At 74.2% G+C, this 16,876-nt stretch carries 14 protein-coding genes; 7 read left to right on the top strand and 7 right to left on the bottom strand.

The genetic code is table 11. From position 1 onward, the window contains the following. Positions 1-114: 114 nt before the first annotated feature. A complete protein-coding gene (locus tag ACH4OA_RS24590; protein ID WP_397937524.1) occupies positions 115-1,560 on the bottom strand; it encodes an APC family permease in 1,446 nt (481 codons plus the stop codon). Positions 1,561-1,687: 127 nt separating this feature from the next. Between ACH4OA_RS24590 and ACH4OA_RS24585 the strand changes: the two genes are divergently transcribed. Beyond that, positions 1,688-4,402 carry a glycosyl hydrolase 2 galactose-binding domain-containing protein gene (locus ACH4OA_RS24585; RefSeq protein WP_397970921.1) on the top strand — a complete coding sequence of 905 codons (2,715 nt, stop codon included), beginning with the start codon at positions 1,688-1,690 and terminating at the stop codon, positions 4,400-4,402. A 45-nt stretch (positions 4,403-4,447) separates the two neighbouring features. Here the strand turns inward: ACH4OA_RS24585 and ACH4OA_RS24580 are convergent, their stop codons facing one another. Beyond that, the gene (locus ACH4OA_RS24580) at positions 4,448-5,887 is read right to left on the bottom strand and encodes a hydrolase (protein ID WP_397970919.1); all 1,440 of its coding nucleotides are present in this window, start codon (positions 5,885-5,887) and stop codon (positions 4,448-4,450) included. Positions 5,888-6,109: 222 nt separating this feature from the next. Between ACH4OA_RS24580 and ACH4OA_RS24575 the strand changes: the two genes are divergently transcribed. Further along, entirely contained in the window at positions 6,110-6,373 is a 264-nt protein-coding gene (locus ACH4OA_RS24575; protein WP_365883245.1) for a GlsB/YeaQ/YmgE family stress response membrane protein, read from the top strand. A gap of 1 nt (position 6,374) precedes the next feature. Here ACH4OA_RS24575 and ACH4OA_RS24570 read toward each other — a convergent pair whose 3' ends face one another. Both ACH4OA_RS24570 and ACH4OA_RS24565 read right to left on the bottom strand, forming a co-directional pair. Then, on the bottom strand, positions 6,375-7,151 hold the full coding sequence (locus ACH4OA_RS24570; RefSeq protein WP_397970916.1) for a GNAT family N-acetyltransferase: 777 nt from the start codon (positions 7,149-7,151) through the stop codon (positions 6,375-6,377). A gap of 220 nt (positions 7,152-7,371) precedes the next feature. Next, complete coding sequence (locus ACH4OA_RS24565; protein ID WP_397970913.1) at positions 7,372-7,743, bottom strand: MerR family transcriptional regulator; 372 nt, start codon at positions 7,741-7,743, stop codon at positions 7,372-7,374. Positions 7,744-7,802: 59 nt separating this feature from the next. Between ACH4OA_RS24565 and ACH4OA_RS24560 the strand changes: the two genes are divergently transcribed. Further along, positions 7,803-9,089: an MFS transporter gene (locus ACH4OA_RS24560; RefSeq protein ID WP_397970911.1), complete on the top strand. Its 1,287-nt coding sequence runs from the start codon at positions 7,803-7,805 to the stop codon at positions 9,087-9,089. After that, entirely contained in the window at positions 9,073-9,558 is a 486-nt protein-coding gene (locus ACH4OA_RS24555) for a nucleoside deaminase (protein ID WP_397937513.1), read from the top strand. The genes ACH4OA_RS24560 and ACH4OA_RS24555 overlap by 17 nt, the downstream gene beginning before the upstream one ends. A 3-nt stretch (positions 9,559-9,561) precedes the next feature. Here the strand turns inward: ACH4OA_RS24555 and ACH4OA_RS24550 are convergent, their stop codons facing one another. Then, positions 9,562-10,416 (bottom strand): GNAT family N-acetyltransferase, encoded by an 855-nt coding sequence (locus ACH4OA_RS24550; protein WP_397970909.1) that lies wholly within the window; start codon positions 10,414-10,416, stop codon positions 9,562-9,564. A 306-nt stretch (positions 10,417-10,722) separates the two neighbouring features. On the opposite strand from ACH4OA_RS24550, the gene ACH4OA_RS24545 reads away from it, so the two are divergent. Both ACH4OA_RS24545 and ACH4OA_RS24540 read left to right on the top strand, forming a co-directional pair. After that, a complete protein-coding gene (locus ACH4OA_RS24545; RefSeq protein ID WP_397970906.1) occupies positions 10,723-12,390 on the top strand; it encodes an alpha/beta hydrolase in 1,668 nt (555 codons plus the stop codon). Positions 12,391-12,547: 157 nt separating this feature from the next. Beyond that, a complete protein-coding gene (locus tag ACH4OA_RS24540; protein ID WP_397970903.1) occupies positions 12,548-13,075 on the top strand; it encodes a DUF4232 domain-containing protein in 528 nt (175 codons plus the stop codon). On the opposite strand, the gene asnB is transcribed toward ACH4OA_RS24540, so the two are convergent. Continuing rightward, complete coding sequence (gene asnB / locus ACH4OA_RS24535; RefSeq protein ID WP_397970901.1) at positions 13,068-14,909, bottom strand: asparagine synthase (glutamine-hydrolyzing); 1,842 nt, start codon at positions 14,907-14,909, stop codon at positions 13,068-13,070. The genes ACH4OA_RS24540 and asnB overlap by 8 nt on opposite strands. 426 nt (positions 14,910-15,335) lie before the next feature. On the opposite strand from asnB, the gene ACH4OA_RS24530 reads away from it, so the two are divergent. Further along, a complete protein-coding gene (locus ACH4OA_RS24530) occupies positions 15,336-16,433 on the top strand; it encodes a chemotaxis protein (RefSeq protein WP_397970897.1) in 1,098 nt (365 codons plus the stop codon). A 156-nt stretch (positions 16,434-16,589) separates the two neighbouring features. Here the strand turns inward: ACH4OA_RS24530 and ACH4OA_RS24525 are convergent, their stop codons facing one another. Next, on the bottom strand, positions 16,590-16,748 hold the full coding sequence (locus tag ACH4OA_RS24525; RefSeq protein WP_397937623.1) for an SsgA family sporulation/cell division regulator: 159 nt from the start codon (positions 16,746-16,748) through the stop codon (positions 16,590-16,592). Between the last annotated feature and the right edge of the window lie 128 nt (positions 16,749-16,876).

Below are 16,876 nucleotides of genomic sequence, written 5' to 3'. Positions count from 1 at the left end.
GCCGTGCATCGCAAGGCGGAGGAGGGCGCCATGGCGGAGCCATGGCAACCGACGACAACGCCGCGAGGTGCGGCACCAGGGCCCGCGAGCCCGGCCTGATCCAAACGAGAGGCCCTAGTTCAGCTCCAGGGCGTCACGCCGGGCGTCCGTGTCCTCGCCGGTCTCCTTCGGGCCGAACGGCCAGGTCCGCTCCCGGCGGGCCCAGAGCAGGAAGGCCACGCAGCCCAGGGCCAGCCAGGCCAGGGACCACTCGACGGGACGGCGGCCCGGGGCGTTGCGGTCGGCGCAGGCGTAGATCACGCACCAGCCGGCGAAGGCGACGGCGCCCGGCAGCGGGTAGAGCCACATGCGGTACGGGCGGGGCAGGTCGGGCCGGCGCTTGCGCAGGACCGTCAGCGCGACGATCTGGGCCAGCGCCTGCACGATCACCATGACCGTGGTGAGCAGCTGGATCAGGGTGACCAGATCGGTGTGGCGGCCGACCAGGAAACCCACGGCGGTGATCACGCCCATGGTGGCGAGGCCGAGCACCGGGAAGCGGTGCCTCGGGTGCAGAGTCGCGTACGGGCGGAAGAAGACCCGGTCGCGGGCGGCGTCGTAGGGCACCCGGGAGCCGCCGAGCAGGCCGGTGAAGACGGAGGCGAACGCGGTGACCAGGATGAGCACGGTCACCGTGCCGGCGGCGCCCCTGCCCCAGGTGTCCTCCAGGACCGCGGAGGCCACCGAGGTGGAGGCGATGTCGTGCGGGTCGGTCATCCGGTGCCAGTCGACCACGCCGAGCGTGCCGATCTGGAGCAGCAGGTAGATCACCATGATGCCGAGGACCGACAGGACGATGGAGCGCGGGAGCGTGCGGCCGGGGTCGCGGATCTCGGCGCCCATGTAGGCGGTCGTGTTGTAGCCGAGGTAGTCGTAGACACCGATGGTCAGGCCCGCGGCGAAGCCCGGCCAGACGTGTCCGCCGGCCAGGTCGAAGGCGCCCGCCGGATAGCTGAACGCCAGGTGCGGGCTGAAGTCGGTGGCCGCGGCGGCGATCACCAGCAGCACGGAGGCGATCATCACGGTCCACAACACGGCGGTGATCCGGGCGATGTGCTCGATGCCGCGCCACAGCAGGAGCACGACCAGGGCGATCACCCCGAGCCCGGTCAGGTCGCCTGCGGTCCGCCCCAGGCCGGGCGCGAGATAGCCGAGGTACTGCACGAAGCCGACCACGCCCGTGGACATGATCAGCGGGATGAAGAGCATCGCCGTCCACACGAACAGGAACGGCATCAGCCGGCCGGTGCGGTACCGGAAGGCCTGGCGCAGATAGACGTACGTGCCGCCGGAGCCGGGGAGGGCGGCGCCCAGCTCGGCCCAGACCAGCCCGTCGCACAGGGCCAGGACCGCCCCCGCGGCGAACCCGACAACCGCCTGCGGGCCGCCGAACGCGGCGACCATCAGCGGGATTGTCACGAACGGGCCGATGCCGCACATCTGGCTCATGTTGATCGCGGTCGCCTGGAACAGACCGACGCGGCGGACGAGACCACCCGGGGGTGGCGGACTACCGGACATGGGGCCTCCTGACGCGGGTGGCGCGGACGCCCGGCGCCGGCCGCGAGGCTCGTTGACACGGTCCCGGGGGCGACCTAGCGTGACCGCGATTAGTAAAGTTTCCTAACTTTACGGGCTGGAGACCGCCTTGTTCCCTCGCCCCGCCCACCGGCTCCCCTCGGCCGTCGCGCTCCTCGCCCTGGTCTGCTCCCTCGCCACCGGCGCCTGGACCGCCCCCGGGAAACCGGGCGGGCAGCACCGGACGGCACCGGTCACCCGCGTCCCCGGGACCGCCGGCAGCGCCACCCCGCTGTCCGGCTACGCCGTGCAGTCCACGGCGAAGGTGCGCGACGCGGCGGCGGAGGTGTCCTCGCCCGGCTACCCGGCGCGGGACTGGTACCCGGCGGGTCCCCGCTCCACGGTGCTGGCCGCGCTGCTGGCGAACGGTGTGTACGCCGACCCCTTCCGCTCCACCGCCCAGCGCGGGATCCCGCGGGCCGACTTCCAGGTGCCGTGGTGGTACCGCTCGGACTTCACCGTCGCGGACACCGCGCGGCGCACCTCCCTGGACTTCAGCGGAGTCGTGTCGGCGGCCGACGTCTACGTCAACGGGCGCCTGGTGGCACCGGCTTCGCGGGTCGCCGGCGCCTACACCCGCCATGAACTGGACATCACCGCGCTGGTGCGGCCGGGCGCCAACACGGTCGCCTTCCTGGTCCGGCCCAACGACCCGGACAAGGACCTGACCATGGGCTGGCTCGACTGGCTCCAGCCGCCGCCGGACCGGAACATGGGCCTGGTCCGGGACGTCCTGGTCCGCCGGGGCGGCCCGGTCGCGCTGCGCGACGCGCACGTGGTGACCGAGCTGGCCGTGCCGTCGCTCGCCACCGCCGGCCTGACGGTCAGGGCCCGGGTCCGCAACGACACGGGCGGCGCGGTCACGGCGCGGGTCGGCGGCCGGGCCGCCGGGACGCCGTTCTCCCGGGCGGTGCCGCTCGCCGCCCACGAGACGAAGACGGTCACCTTCTCCCCCGCCGACGTGCCCGGTCTGCGCCTGAGCGCGCCGAGGGTGTGGTGGCCGGCCGGGATGGGCGGGCAGCCGCTGTACGGCCTCGCTCTCACCGCCACCGTGGCCGGCACGGTGTCGGACACCGTGCACGACACCTTCGGCATCCGGGACGTGCGGGCCCCGCTGAACGCCGACGGCGCCCGGCAGTACTGGATCAACGGCCGGAAGCTGCTGGTCAAGGGCGGCGGCTGGTCGCCGGACGAGTTCCTGCGCTGGGACCGCCGCTATGCCGAGGACCGGCTGAAGTACGCCGTCGACCTGGGTCTGAACACCCTGCGGCTGGAAGGCCACCTGGAGCCCGACGAGTTCTTCGCCCTCGCCGACCGCCACGGCGTGCTCGTCCTGCCGGGCTGGGAGTGCTGCGACAAGTGGGAGGGCGAGGTCAACCCGACCGGTTCCGGGCAGAAGTGGAGCGCCGCCGACCACGCGGTGGCGCGGGCCTCGATGGCCGCCGAGGCCGCCCGCCTGCGCGGTCATCCGAGCGTGCTGTCCTTCCTGATCGGCAGCGACTCCGCGCCCGACGCCACGATCGAGAAGGGCTACCTGGACGCCCTGGAGGCGGCCGACTGGCCCGTTCCCGTGGTGCCCGCCGCGTCCGGGGCGTCCGCGCCGCGGCTCGGCGCCTCGGGCATGAAGATGACCGGCCCCTACGACTGGGTGCCGCCCGGCTACTGGTACGCCAAACGCGAGGGCGGGGCCACCGGCTTCAACTCCGAGACCAGCGCGGGCCCGAGCATCCCGACCCTCGACACGCTGCGCCGGATGATGACGCCCGCCGAACTGGACACCTTGTGGAAGGACCCGGACGCCCGGCAGTACCACCGCTCGCCGTCCGCCACCTTCGGCACGCTCGCGATCTACGACAAGGCGCTCGCCGGCCGCTACGGCGCCCCGACCGGCCTCACCGACTACGTGCGCAAGGCCCAGCTCGCCCAGTACGAGAGCGTCCGCGCCCAGTTCGAGGCGTACCAGCGCAACGCGGCCGACGCCGAACGGCCCGCCACCGGGGTCGTCCACTGGATGTTCAACAGCGGCTGGACCTCGCTGCACTGGCAGCTGACGGACCGTTACCTGGACCAGAACGGCGCCTACTTCGGCGCGAAGAAGGCCAACGAGCCGCTGCACGCGCAGTACTCCTACGACGACCGCTCGGTCGTGGTGGTGAACAACCGGCCCGGCGCCGTGCGGGGCCTGACCGTGCGGGCCACGCTCTTCGACCCCGACGGCACCCGGAGGTACGACGAGACCGTCGCCGGGGTGACGGTGGACGGCGGCGGCGCGCACGCCACGCCGCTCGTCCTGCCGTCCACGGTGGGCGGGCCGGCGCGCACGCACCTGCTCCGCCTGGTGCTGACCGACCCGGACGGCACGGAGGTGAGCCGGAACGTGTACTGGCTCTCCACCGAGGCCGACAAACTGGACTGGGGCCGCACCACCTGGTACTACACGCCCACGACCGGCTACGCCGACTTCCGGGCGCTCGCCTCGATGGACCGGGTCCCGGTGGCGGCGACGGCGCGCACGCGGACGGCGGGCGGCCGGTCGACCACGACGGTGACGCTGCGCCGCGGCGGGAGCGGTACGGCACCCGCGCTGCTGACGGACGTGCGCGTCGTGGACGCGAAGGGCAGGCCGGTGCTGCCGGTGCGCTGGTCGGACAACATGGTGAGCCTGTGGCCGGGCGAGTCGGTGACGCTGACCGCCACCTACCGCACGGCCGGTCTGCGCGGTTCGGCGCCGGGTGTGCGGGTCTCCGGCTGGAACACGCCGGAACGGACGGTGCCGGCCGCGTGACACCGGCGGGGGCGGGCCCCGGCGGCCCGCCCCCGCCGTACCGGTTCAGCTCACGTCGAGCGCGGTGTCGTCCACGACGAACGACGTCTGGTACTTGGAGCCCTCGGTGCCGGTGAACTTCAGCGTGACGGTCTGCCCGGCGTAGCCGCCGAGGTCGAAGGAGCGCTGGGTGTAGCCGGTGGCGGCGTGCAGGTTGGAGTAGGTCGCCAGGGTGGCGAGGACCGTGCCGGAACCGTTGAGGACCTGCACCTTGAGGGTGTCGTAGGCCGTGGCGGTGGTGGTCTCGGCGGTGTCCACGTGCAGCTGGAAGCCGAACCGGGCGGAGCAGCCGGACGGGATGGTCACCGACTGGGCGAGCGTGTCGGTGGTGGCGGTGCCGTTGCCGTCGAGCCAGGCGTAGGAGGAGCCCGTACGGGGCGTCCGGGCGGTGGAGTCGGTGATGACACCGCTCGTGGCGGTCCAGGCGGTGGTCCCGGACTCGAAGCCGCTGTTGCCGAGGAGCTGGGCGGCGGTGCAGGTGGCCGGGCCGCCGCCGCTGCCGCCGCTCGCGCCGGACAGCCACTCGGTGGCGTTGAGCGCGAGGGCCGCGTTGGTGGCCCCGGTGTCGTGCCAGCCGTCGTAGAGGGTGTTGCCGGACTGGCCGGTGCCGTCGTCGGCCGGGGAGCTGTCGCCCCAGAAAGCCACCCGGCCGCTGCCGAAGGTGCTCGTGGCGAAGAAGGCGCCGGTGGTGCCGGAGTAACCGGTACGGTAGAGCAGGCCCTTGACGGCGGGGTTGTCGGCGGGCTTGAGGGTGGCCGTCGTGCCGCTGGCGATCAGGCTCTTGGTGACGGTGCCGAAGGAGCCGTGCAGGACCGGGTCGGTGCTGTCGCCGATCGCGGCCGGGTGGTCGGAGGAGATGCTCAGCGAGTCGACGGAGAAGCCGAACGGGTCGGTGGAGTCGACGCTGTTGTTCGTCATCAGGTCGTTGAAGATCTCGACCGCGTCGTAGCCGTCGTTGTTGCGGTCGGCTCCGGTGTGGTCGGAGATCATGAACAGTCCGCCGCCGTTCTTGACGAAGTTCATGATCGCCGTCTTTTCGGCGCTGGCGAACGGCGTGTTGGGTTCGGGCAGGACCAGTGTGTCGAACCGGGTGAGGTCGGTCGCGGAGGTGCCGCCGTAGCCGAGGGCGGAGCCGGCCGGGAGCGTCTTCAGGCTGTAGCCGCCGGTCTTCTGGAGCGCGACGCCCCAGGAGGACAGGGCGCCGGTCCAGTCCGTCTCGGCGGCCGGCGTGGCGTTCTGGCCGAGCGGGTCGGGCTGGCTGGTGGAGACGATCCAGTCGGCGTTGCCGGCGGTCTCGGCGTGGGCGTTGTCGAACAGGACGCGGTGCGTGACCGCCGCGTGGGCGGGCGTGCCGGTGCCGGTCTGGACGGCGACCGTGCCGAACAGCAGCGCCGAACCGGCCAGGACGGCGGTGCGGCCACGGCGGGATCTGCTGGATGTGAGCATCCGTCGAACCTCCCTGTGGGGCGGGGAAAGAGGCGGGGCGGCGCCAAGTCTGCGCGCGTAGAACCTGTTTGAGGTGTCTTCCACACGTCGCTTGGTTGAAAGGTACATGGCATGGCGGGCCGGTGGACAGAGGCTCCCCGGGGCAGCCGCGTGACCGCGCCTGCAGCGGGCACATGCGACAGCAGCAAGGTACGCGAGCGAGAACGCCGAAGAGGGAAGACCATGGAGATTTCGGGCATTGTCAGCGCGATCCTGATCGGCATCGTCATCGGTGTGCTGGGCCGGCTGGTCGTCCCCGGACGGCAGCACATCGGTGTCCTGTGGACCATCGCCGTCGGCATCGTGGCCGCGCTGGTGGGTTCGGCGATCGCCGCCGGACTCGGGGTCGCCGACACCGACGGGCCCGACTGGATCGAGTGGCTGATCCAGATAGCGCTGGCGGCCGCGGGCGTGGCCGCGCTGGACCGGGTCCGGGCCCGGCGCTGAGTCAGTTCCCGTAGAGGTACGGCGTGGTGGTGCTCAGCGCCTGGAAGCCCAGACGGGCCAGGATCGGGCGGCTCTGGGCGGAGGCGTCGACCTGGAGGTGGCGGTAGCCGAGGGCGGCGGCGACGCGGGCCCGGTGGGCGACCAGCGCGCGGTACACGCCCCGGCCCCGCCAGGCCGCGACGGTCCCGCCGCCCCACAGCCCCGCGAACGGGGTGCCGGGCACCGGCTCCAGCCGGGCGGCGGCCACGGGTTCGCCGTCGGCGAGCGCCACCACGGCGACCACCGCGCCGGGATCGGCCGCCAGGCTCGCGAGCAGCAGGCGCCGCAGCCGGCCTCCGTCGGCGCCGAACACCTCGTCGTGGACGTCCGCCACCAGCCCGACCCCGGCCGGGTCGGTGACCTGGGCGAAACGGATGCCGGCCGGGGCGCCGGGGCCGTGCGCGAGACCGGCCGCCTCGCCGGTCATCAGGGTCTCCGCGGGCTCGGCCCGGAACCCGGCGGCGAGCAGCCGGTCACCGAGATCCGCCGGCTCGTCGTGGGCGTACAGCTTCCACTCGAAACCCCGGCCGAGGCCGGTGAAGCGGGCGATCTGGTCCTGTATCGCCCGGTCCGCGCCCGCCGCGTCCAGCCCGGACCAGAGCACGCCGTTCCAGCCCGGGGCGTCCGCGACCTGCCGCACCACCCCGCCGGTCCGCTCGATCCGGGCCCCGGGCCCGTCGGGCCGGGCATCGCGGCGGATCAGCTGGTCGTAGCGGGCGAGCAAGGCGGCAGGATCCATGACGCCACTCCAGCACGGGCGGCCGGGTCCGGACAACGGGATTTCGCCCCCGCGCCGGCCGGACGCGGACAGCGGGGCCCGGGGGCCGAATCAGCCGGCGTCCGGCCGTATCCGGCGGGCGAGTCCGCCACTGTCCGGCCGTATCCGGCGGCGGGTGTGCCATGGTCCGGCCCTGCCGGCGGGCGAGCCCGCCGCTGCCCCGCCGTACCCGGCAGGTGCGTCAGCCGTTGTCCGGCCGTACCGCCGCCAGGTAGGCGGTGAGCCGGTCGCGGTTGCGGGCCAGGCAGTCGATGCGGGCCTGGATGCGGTCGACGTGCTCCTGGAGCCGGGCGACCGTCTCCGCCGGCACGGTGTCCGGGGACGGCACGAGATGGCCCGGCCCGCACAGGTACGGCAGGATCGCGCGGATCATCTCGGTGGTGAGCCCCGAGTCCAGCAGGCCCCGCAACTGGCGCACCCGCGCGACCGCGGACTCCGGATAGCTGCGGTAGCCGTTGCCGGTGCGGTCCGGGTCGAGCAGGCGCTGCTCCTCGTAGTAGCGCAGCAGCCGGGTGGGGACGCCGATGCGCCGGGACAGTTCGCCGATCCGCATGCGGCCTCCCGGACCCGAGCTTGACCTTCCCACTGATGTGAGCGTTCGACCATGCTCGCATGACCCAGTCCTCCCAGGTCAAGGGCGGTCGTCTGCCGTGGTCGGGGCTGCTCGCCCTGTCCTGCGCCGCGTTCACCGCCGTACTGACCGAACTCCTCCCGGCGGGCCTGCTGCCCGTCATGGCGGCCCCGCTGCGGGTGTCCGAGTCCCGGATCGGCTTCCTCGTCACCGCGTACGCCGCCGCCTCCTTCGTGGCCGCCGTCCCGGTCACCGCGGCGCTGCGCGGGCTGCCCCGGCGGCCGGTACTGTGCGGCGCGCTGCTGGGCTTCGCCGTCAGCGATGCGCTGGTCGCGCTGTCGTCGTCGTACCCGCTCACCGTCGCGGCCCGGCTGCTCGCCGGGGTGATGGGCGGCACGCTGTGGGCGATGCTCGCCGGTTACGCGGCCCGCATGGTGCCCGCGGAGCGGCGCGGCCGGGCCATCGCGGTGGTCCTCGCCGGGATCACCGTGGCCCTGGCGTGCGGGGTGCCCGCCGGTACCGCGCTGGCCGGGGCGCTGGGCTGGCGGGCCGCGTTCGCCGCCCTGGCCCTGCTCGCCGTGCTGCTCGTGGGCTGGATACGGCTGCGGGTGCCCGGCTTCCCGGGCGAGCCGGCCCACGCGCGGGTGCCGCTGTCGCGGGTCGCGGTCCGCCCCGGCATCCGCCCGGTGCTGTCGGTCACGCTGTGTCTGCTGCTGGGCCACCAGGTGATGTACACCTACGTCGTCCCGTTCGCCGCGCGGGCCGGGTACGGGCGTACCGGCGTGCTGCTCGCGGTGTTCGGGACCGCGACGGTGGCGGGCATCTGGCTCACCGGGGTGCTGGTCGACCGGTGCCCGCGGCCCGCGCTGCTCGGGGCGCTCGCGCTGATCGCGGCCGTGCTGGCGGTCCTGGGTCTGGCGGCCCGGACGCCCGGGGCGCTGACCGGCGCGGTCGCGCTGTGGGGCGTGGCGTTCGGCGGGGCGCCCACGCTGGTCCAGACGGCGCTGGTCGACGCGGCGGGGCCCGCCGACGCCGATGTGGCGACCGCGTTGCAGACCACGGTGTACAACGCGGGCATCGCCGCCGGTTCGCTCACCGGCGGTCTGGCGCTGGACGCGCTGGGCGCCGGGGCGCTGCCGTGGACCGCGCTGCCGCCGGTGCTGCTGGCGCTGACGACGGTCGCGCTGGCCCGCCGGCACGCCTTCCCGGCCGTGCGGAGCGCCGCCGCCTCCGGGGGCGGGTCGCTGGCCGAGCCGGGCGCGGTGGGCGTAACCTGCCCGGCCGGAGATCATGACGTGCGGAGGAGTGCCGATGGTGCGCGACGGTGAACTGCGGTATCTGCGCCGCTGTGTGGAGCTGGCCGAGGAGGCGCTGGACGCCGGTGACGAGCCGTTCGGGTCGGTGCTCGTGGCCGGGGACGGCACCGTGCTGGCGGAGGACCGCAACCGGGTGGCGGGCGGGGACCACACCCGGCACCCGGAGTTCGAACTGGCCCGCTGGTCGGCGGCGCACCTGACACCCGGGCAGCGGGCGGCGGCGACCGTCTACACGTCCGGCGAGCACTGCCCGATGTGCGCGGCGGCACACGCCTGGGTGGGGCTCGGCCGGATCGTGTACATCGTCTCCTCTGAACAACTGTCCGCTCTGCTCGGTGAGTTGGGCGTGCCCGCGCCGCCCGTGCGCACCCTGCCGGTGCGGGACGTCGCGCCCGGGGTGGCGGTGGAGGGGCCGGTGCCCGCCCTGGTGGAGGAGGTACGGGACCTGCACCGCCGCCGCCACGCGGCCCGGCTGGGCTAGGAGTCAGCCGAGTTCGAGCGTGGTGACGCCGAAGATCCGCTCCCGGGCGTGGGCGCGGACCGGGCCGGTGTACATGCGCGCGGTCTCGAACGAGGGCCGCAGTCCCGCCTCTTCGGCGAGGGCGAGGCCGGCCGTGTTGGGCTCGGGGACGTCGATGGCGACCTCGCTCCCGGCCGTGCCGGCGGTGAGGGCGGCGAACAGGGCCCGGGCGTCGGCGGCGGTGTCCGCGAAGAGCGGGCCGATGCGCAGGCTGTCGTGGCCGGGCCGGATCACGCCGTAGCCGGTCAGCCGCCCGCCGTCCTCGCGGACGAGGGCGCGGTGGCCGGGGGTGGTGAGCCACGCGGCGAGGAACCGGGGGCGGTCGGCGGGGTGGCAGGCGCTGTCGTAGGCGGTGAGCGCGGGCAGGTCGGCAGGTCCGGCCGGGCGGACGCCGGCGGGCGGCCGGGTCTCGGCGGCGGGACCGGTGAAGCGGAGGGTGCGGTAGGCGGGCCGGAAGCCGGACTGCCGGTAGTTGTCCTGCTGGGCGACGACTCCGTCCAGGCCGACGGTCCGGCCGCCCGCGTGCGCCAGGGCGGTCTTCCAGGTGGTGAGGCCGTGTCCCTGACCGCGCAGGCCGGGGCGGACCAGATAGCAGCCGAGGAAGGCGTAGTCGGGACCGTGGTTCACCACGGAGACGGCGGAGACCGGCTCCCCGTCGATCCGGCCGAGGAAGAACCCGTCGGGATCCTGGGCGAAGAACGCCGGCCCGTCGGACAGCCCCGGATTCCAGCCCTCCGCCGCCGCCCACCCGCTGATCACCGGCCAGTCGGCGAGGGTGGCCTGCGTGACGACGAGGTCGTGGTGGGCCGCAGAGGTCATCGGTGCGCTCCGTTTTCCGTCGGGGTCGGCTGTCGTGCGGCCCGGCTGACGGCCGGTCCGCCCGCAGCATCCTCGCGGATCACCGGAGGCCGCGCCACGGGCCGCCGTCCTGCCGGGGTGACCCGTGCCTGCCGTCGAGGGTGCCGCGTGCCTGCGGTCCGGGGTGCGGGCACCGGCACGGAGGGTGCGCAGGATACGGCGGCTGGTGCCGGGCCGCCCGTCCGGAGGCGGCCCTTCCGGTGGCCGTCTATGGTGATCCGAGGGCGCGGCCCCCGGTCCTCGGGCGGGCGCCCCGGGAGGCGATCGATGCTGGTCAAGCTGTCCACACGGCCCGCCCTGCGGCGCTGCGCGAGTGCCTCGGCGCTCGCTCTGGCACTGCTCGGCGCCGGGCTGCCCGCGGCCGCCGCCGGCCGGCCGCAGCCCGACCTCGCCCGGTTCTACCGGCAGGAACCGGTCTGGGCCGCCTGCCGGGGCCCGGACATGCCCGGGGACCTGGAGTGCGCGAAGGTCACCGTCCCGCTCGACTACGCCCGGCCGGACGCGGGCACCCTCGACGTGGCGCTGGCGCGCTACCGCGCCACCGGGGCGTCACACGGCTCGGTGCTGCTGAACTTCGGCGGCCCCGGCGGCGCGGGCATCCCCGAACTGGCCACCGAGGGCAGGCAGTTCATGGACCTGACCGACGGTTACGACGTGGTCACCTTCGATCCGCGCGGGGTCGGCCGGTCCTCTCCCGTCTCGTGCGGCGAGGGCGACGGCGCGGCCTCCACCGGGCCCGGTCTGGGCGCCGACCCGGCCCGTCCGCAGGCGTTGTTCCGGCAGTTGCGGCAGGCGGCCGACCAGTGTGCGCGCGCCTCCGGTCCGGTGCTGGCGCACATCGGCACCGTGAACGCCTCCCGCGACCTGGACGTCATCCGCCAGGCGCTCGGCGACGGGAAACTGAACTACCTGGGCTTCTCCTACGGCACCCGGCTCGGCGCGGTGTACGCGGCGCAGTTCCCGGGCAAGGTCGGCCGGATGGCGCTGGACGGCGTGGACACGCTCACCGAGCCGCCCGCCGAGGAGGCGCTGGCGGGCGCCGAGGGACAGCAGACGGCGCTGGAGGACTTCCTGGACTGGTGCACGACGGATCTGGGCTGCCCGTTCGGGCAGGACCGGCGTGCGGCCGGGGACGAGGTGGTCCGGCTGGTGCGCTCGCTCGACCGGAACCCGGTGCCGACGGACTTCGGCGGCGCGTTCACCGGGCAGGACCTGGTGGGCGCCGTCAGCCGGGCCCTCTACAGCAAGGACCTGTGGCCCTCGCTGGAGCGCGCGCTGGTCTCCCTGGTGGAGGACGGGGACACCCGGCGGGTACTGGCCTTCGCCCTGGGCGGCATCGGCCTGCCCGGCGGCCGTCCCCCGGCGGACGGCGGACTGTCCGGCGACCGGCCCCGGACGGACGGCGGCCTGCCCGGCCGGTCCCGGACGGACGGCGGGCTGGTCGACACCGAGGACGTCCCCGCGGACAACCTGCCGGCCGCCCTGATCGCGATCAACTGCGCGGACGACCCCGACCGGCCCGACGCGGCACGGCTCACCGCGGACCTGAAGCGGCTGCGGGCCGCGTACGACCAGGCGTCGCCGGTCTTCGGCCGCTACCGGCTCACCCAGGTGCTGATGTGCTACGGCCGGCCCAGGGGCACCGACTTCATCCGGAACCGGGTCAAGGACGTGCACTCGGCGAAGATGCTGCTCGTGGGCACGCGCGGCGACCCGGCGACGCCGTACCGGTGGACCGTGGAGACCGCCCGCCGGCTGGGCCCCTCCGCGGTGGTGCTGGACAACAAGGGCGAGGGCCACACCGGCTACTCCTCCTCGCGGTGCGTGCACCGCAAGGTCGACGACTTCCTGCTCTACGGCACCCTGCCCGCGAGCGGCAGCTCCTGCCCGGCGAACGCCGCCGGCGCGGGCGCCGCCCCGGACGGCGCCGGCTGATCCCGCGCCCCCGCCGTCGCCCGGACCCGAGACGAGACGTGACACGACCGGGTGACGATGGGGCACCGGGGCAACCTCCCGGCCGCGCCGGGCGTCCCACCGGACAGGTGGCTCCGGCCGCCGTCCTCCCGTACCCGACCACGACAGGGGACTCCTCATGCGCCTCCGTGCCGCCCTCGCCGTACCCGCCGCCGTCTCGGCCGCCGCGGTGGCCCTGGTGCTGACCGCGCCGCAGAGCCAGGCCGCCGCGCGCCCCGAGCGGACCGCCCGGTGCACGGAGCAGTCGCTGACGGTCCGGGCGAAGGCCGCGGCCGGGGACCCGACCGTGCTGCGGGTCGCCGTCACCAACCGCGGCGGCCGGGCCTGTGCCGTCGACCGTGTGCCCACGGTGACCTTCGGGGACCTGGACGGGGCCGCGCTGCCGGTCCCGGCGGACGGCACCGGCAGCTACCGGCTCGCGGCGGGCGGCACCGTCTACGCCGGCGTGCGCACCATCGTCGACCCGGCGGACCCGGAGGCCCGCCGGACGGACTCGGTCACGGTGGCGGCGTCGGCCGCGCACTGGGGCCGTTCGTTCACCGCGGCCGAGCTCGGCACCGGGCGGCAGGTGCTGGTGTGGGAGCCGGTGACGACCTGGTGGCAGCCGACGGCCGCGGCGGCGGACCGGGCGATCGGGCTCAGCTGAGCACCAGCTCGGGCGCGTAGAGGTCGAGCCAGCCCGCCAGGTCCAGGGCGCGTTCCAGACCGCGCCGGGCCGCCTGGGTGCTGACCGGCGTGTCCTGTTCGGCGGCCTGCCGGACGCGGTCCCGGTCGACCAGGTCGAAGACCGGATGGGAGGGCCGGGACAGCAGCTCCTTGACCTGCTCCTGGAGGGCGCGGGCGTACCGCGGGTCCTGGGTGGACGGGTACGGGCTCTTCACCCGGTCGTACACCGAGCGCGGCAGGACGTCCGCCGTCGCCTCCCGCAGCAGGCTCTTCTCCCGGCCGTCGAAGGACTTCAGGGCCCAGGGCGTGTTGTAGACGTACTCGACCAGCCGGTGGTCGCAGAACGGCACCCGGACCTCCAGGCCGACGGCCATGCTCATCCGGTCCTTGCGGTCGAGCAGCATGCGCACGAAGCGGGTCAGGTGCAGATGGCTGATCTGCCGCATCCGGAACTCGAAGTCGCTCTCGCCCTCCAGCCGGTCGATGCCGGCCACGGCCGTGCGGTAGCCGTCGGCCACATAGCCTTCGAGGTCAAGGGACTTGGTGATGTCGCTGCGCACCACGTCGGCGTCCTCGCCGAAGTGCCGGCCCATGGTCGCCAGCCAGGGGAAGGTGTCGGCGCGGCGCGCCTCCTCGTCGAAGAACTGGAGGTAGCCGCCGAAGACCTCGTCGGCGGACTCGCCGGACAGGGCGACCGTGGACTTCTGCCGGATCGCGCGGAAGAGCAGCAGCAGCGAGCTGTCCATGTCGCCGAGGCCGGCCGGCAGGTCGCGGGCCCGGATCACCAGCTCGCGCACGGCGGGGTCGGCGAGGGCCTCGGAGTCGAGGACGATGTCCTGGTGGTCGGTGCCGGCGAGCCGGGCCACGTCGTGGACGAAGGGCGTGTCGGGAGTGCCGCGCAGTTCGTCGGCGACGAAGTTCTCGGACTGGCCGACGAAGTCGACGGCGAAGCTGCGCACCTTCTCGCCGGTGGCGCCGAGTTGCCGGGCGGCGAGCGCGGTCATGGCGGAGGAGTCGAGGCCGCCGGAGAGCAGGGTGCAGCGCGGTACGTCGGCGACGAGCTGGCGGCGCACGATGTCGTCGAGCAGCGAGCGCACGGTGGCGATCGTGGTGTCGCGGTCGTCGGTGTGCGGGCGGGTCTCCAGCTGCCAGTACACGCGGGTGGACAGACCGGAGCGGTCGACGGTGACGACGGTGCCGGGCTCCACCTCGCGCATGCCGTCCCAGATGGCGTGCCCCGGGGTCTTGACCATGACGAACAGCTCGCGCAGGCCGTCCAGGGTGACGCGGCGCCGGGCCAGCGGGTTGGCGAGGATCGCCTTGGGCTCGGAGCCGAACAGGACGCCGTCGACGGTCGGGTAGTAGTAGAAGGGCTTGATGCCCATGCGGTCGCGGATCATCACCAGCTTGTCGTGCCGGCCGTCCCAGACGGCGAACGCGTACATGCCGTTGAGGCGTTCGGCGACCTTGTCACCCCACTCCAGGTAGCCGTGCAGCACGACCTCGGTGTCGGAGTCGGTGGTGAACCGGTGGCCGCGGTCGGTCAGTTCCCGGCGCAGTTCGGTGAAGTTGTACGCCTCGCCGGAGTAGACCAGGGCGATGGTGCCCGCGGGGGTCGCCAGGGTCATCGGCTGCCGGCCGCCGGGGAGGTCGATGATGGCGAGCCGGCGGTGACCCAGGGCGGCGGGGCCCTCGGTCCAGGTGCCCCGGTCGTCCGGGCCCCGGCAGGCCATCGTCTCGGTCATCGCATCCAATGCGGTGGCTTCGGTGGTCAGATCACGGTCGTAAGAGACCCATCCCGTAATGCCGCACATGCGCTACCTCCTCACCTCCGGCTGTCGGCGTGCCCACGCTCACCTGCGGATTTCCCAGCTGGCGGACGGCCGCCCGACAAACCAGTTGTATCGAGCATCTATCTACGAGCGTCCGTCAGGCATCCGGCCGAGTCAACGTGGCGGTAACCCGGGACAGCCGTCCACCCCCCGGTTTCGGCCGCGTTTTGCCTCAGCGAAATGCACAGAGCCGCGCGTTCTCGCACATCAGGCGACAGGAACCGGCCACAAGCAAAAAGTTCCTCAAGTAAACGGCGTGTTACAGATTCGCGATCAGAAACACCCACCCTCGCGCCCCGGCGGACCCGTGACGGCGCGCGACCCTCCGCCTCCGGGCCGCGGAACGAAACCGACCTGCCCGGATTACCCCGAATGCCGTAAAGGTGATTCCGCCCTATCGTGCTGTTCATGGAGCACGCACTGAGTCCCGCGACCCTCGCCGAACTGCGGCGCCCGCGCCCCTATCCGGCGGTATCCGTACTGACCCCGACGCATCGCCGGGAACGCGGCAGCGGCCAGGACCCGGTCCGGCTGCGCAACGCGCTCACCGAGGCGCGCCGCCGCCTGGAGTCCGATCCCGCCGTGACCCGCGAGCGGCGCGCCGATGTCGAGGCACAGCTCGACCGCGCCCTGGCCGAGGTGGACCTCACCCACGCCGAGGACGGCCTGGTGATCTTCGCCGCGCCGGGCGAGCACCAGGTGTGGTCCCTGGCTCGGACCGTCCCCGAACGGGTGGTGCTGTCCGACACCTTCCTCACCCGCAATCTGGTCTCGGCCCACGCGGCCGAGCGGCCGTTCTGGGTGCTGTCGCTCTCCGCCGACCGCGCCACGCTGTGGAGCGGCGGCGCCGGCCGGGTGGTCGAGGACCACTCCGGCGGCTTCCCGCTGGCACACGTGCGGGAGGACTTCGACGCCCAGCGGCAGATGCGGATCGGCGACCAGCCGAGCACGTTCCGTGACGAGGGCACGCGCCACTTCCTGCGCGAGGCGGACACCGCCATGGGCGCGGTCCTGCGCGCCGACCCCCGCCCGCTGTACGTCACCGGCGAGCAGGCGGCCCTGTCCCTGATGGACGAGGTCGGCACCGGTGCCGCGCGGTCCGCCGTGCGGGTGCGGCACGGCGGTCTCGCCCACGCCGGCCCGGACGCCGTGTGGCAGGCGGTCAGTCCGGTGCTGGAGGCGGAGACCCGCAGGAACGCCGCGTCCGTCGTGCGGGAACTCACCGCGGCGCGCGGGCGCCGGGCCTACGCGGCCGGCGTGGACGAGCTGTGGCAGAGCGCCCGGGACGGCCGGGTCCGGCTCCTCGCCGTCGAGGAGAACTACCGCACGACGGTCCGCGAGACCGGTGATCATCTGGTGCCGGCCGAGTCGGGCGACCTCGACACCCGGGACGACATCGTGGACGAGATCGTCGAACGGTGCCTGGAGACCGGCGCCGACGTCCGCTTCGTCCCGGACGGCACGCTGGGCGAGGCGCACGGCATCGCCTGCGTGCTGCGGTACTGAGCCGCCTCACGGCCGCGCTCCCCGCACGGGTGCTCTGCCGGACGTGGCCGACACCGGGTGCCGGCCACATGGGAGCGGATCACATGGGGGCGGATCACATACAACGCCTGACCAGGTGGTGAGCGGTGCCACGGTCGAGGCCGTCGCCGGGCCCGCTCACACCCCGCCGAACAGGGCGCTCAATCCCCGCTCGACCACTCCGGTCACGTCCTCCCGGCCGCCGGGCACCATCGCGTACGTGCGCAGCAGGAAGCGGCGCAGGGCGGAGACCTCGAACAGCAGCAGGGCCACGCCGTGCGGCGAGTGGAACTCCAGGAGCGTGCGGGGGGGGCCGGGCCGCCCCCCCCCCCCCCCCCCCGGCCCGCCCGGGGGCCCCGCCCCCCCCCCCCGCCGGGGGCCCCCGCCGAGGCCCGGGGCCCGCCCCCCCCGCCCGCCCGCCGCCC

The sequence above is a fragment of the Streptomyces sp. NPDC017095 genome (assembly GCF_044332325.1).
In the GTDB taxonomy this organism is placed as follows: domain Bacteria; phylum Actinomycetota; class Actinomycetes; order Streptomycetales; family Streptomycetaceae; genus Streptomyces.
Note: the sequence above shows the minus strand (reverse complement) of the source record. Positions and strands in the feature narration are given on the sequence as shown.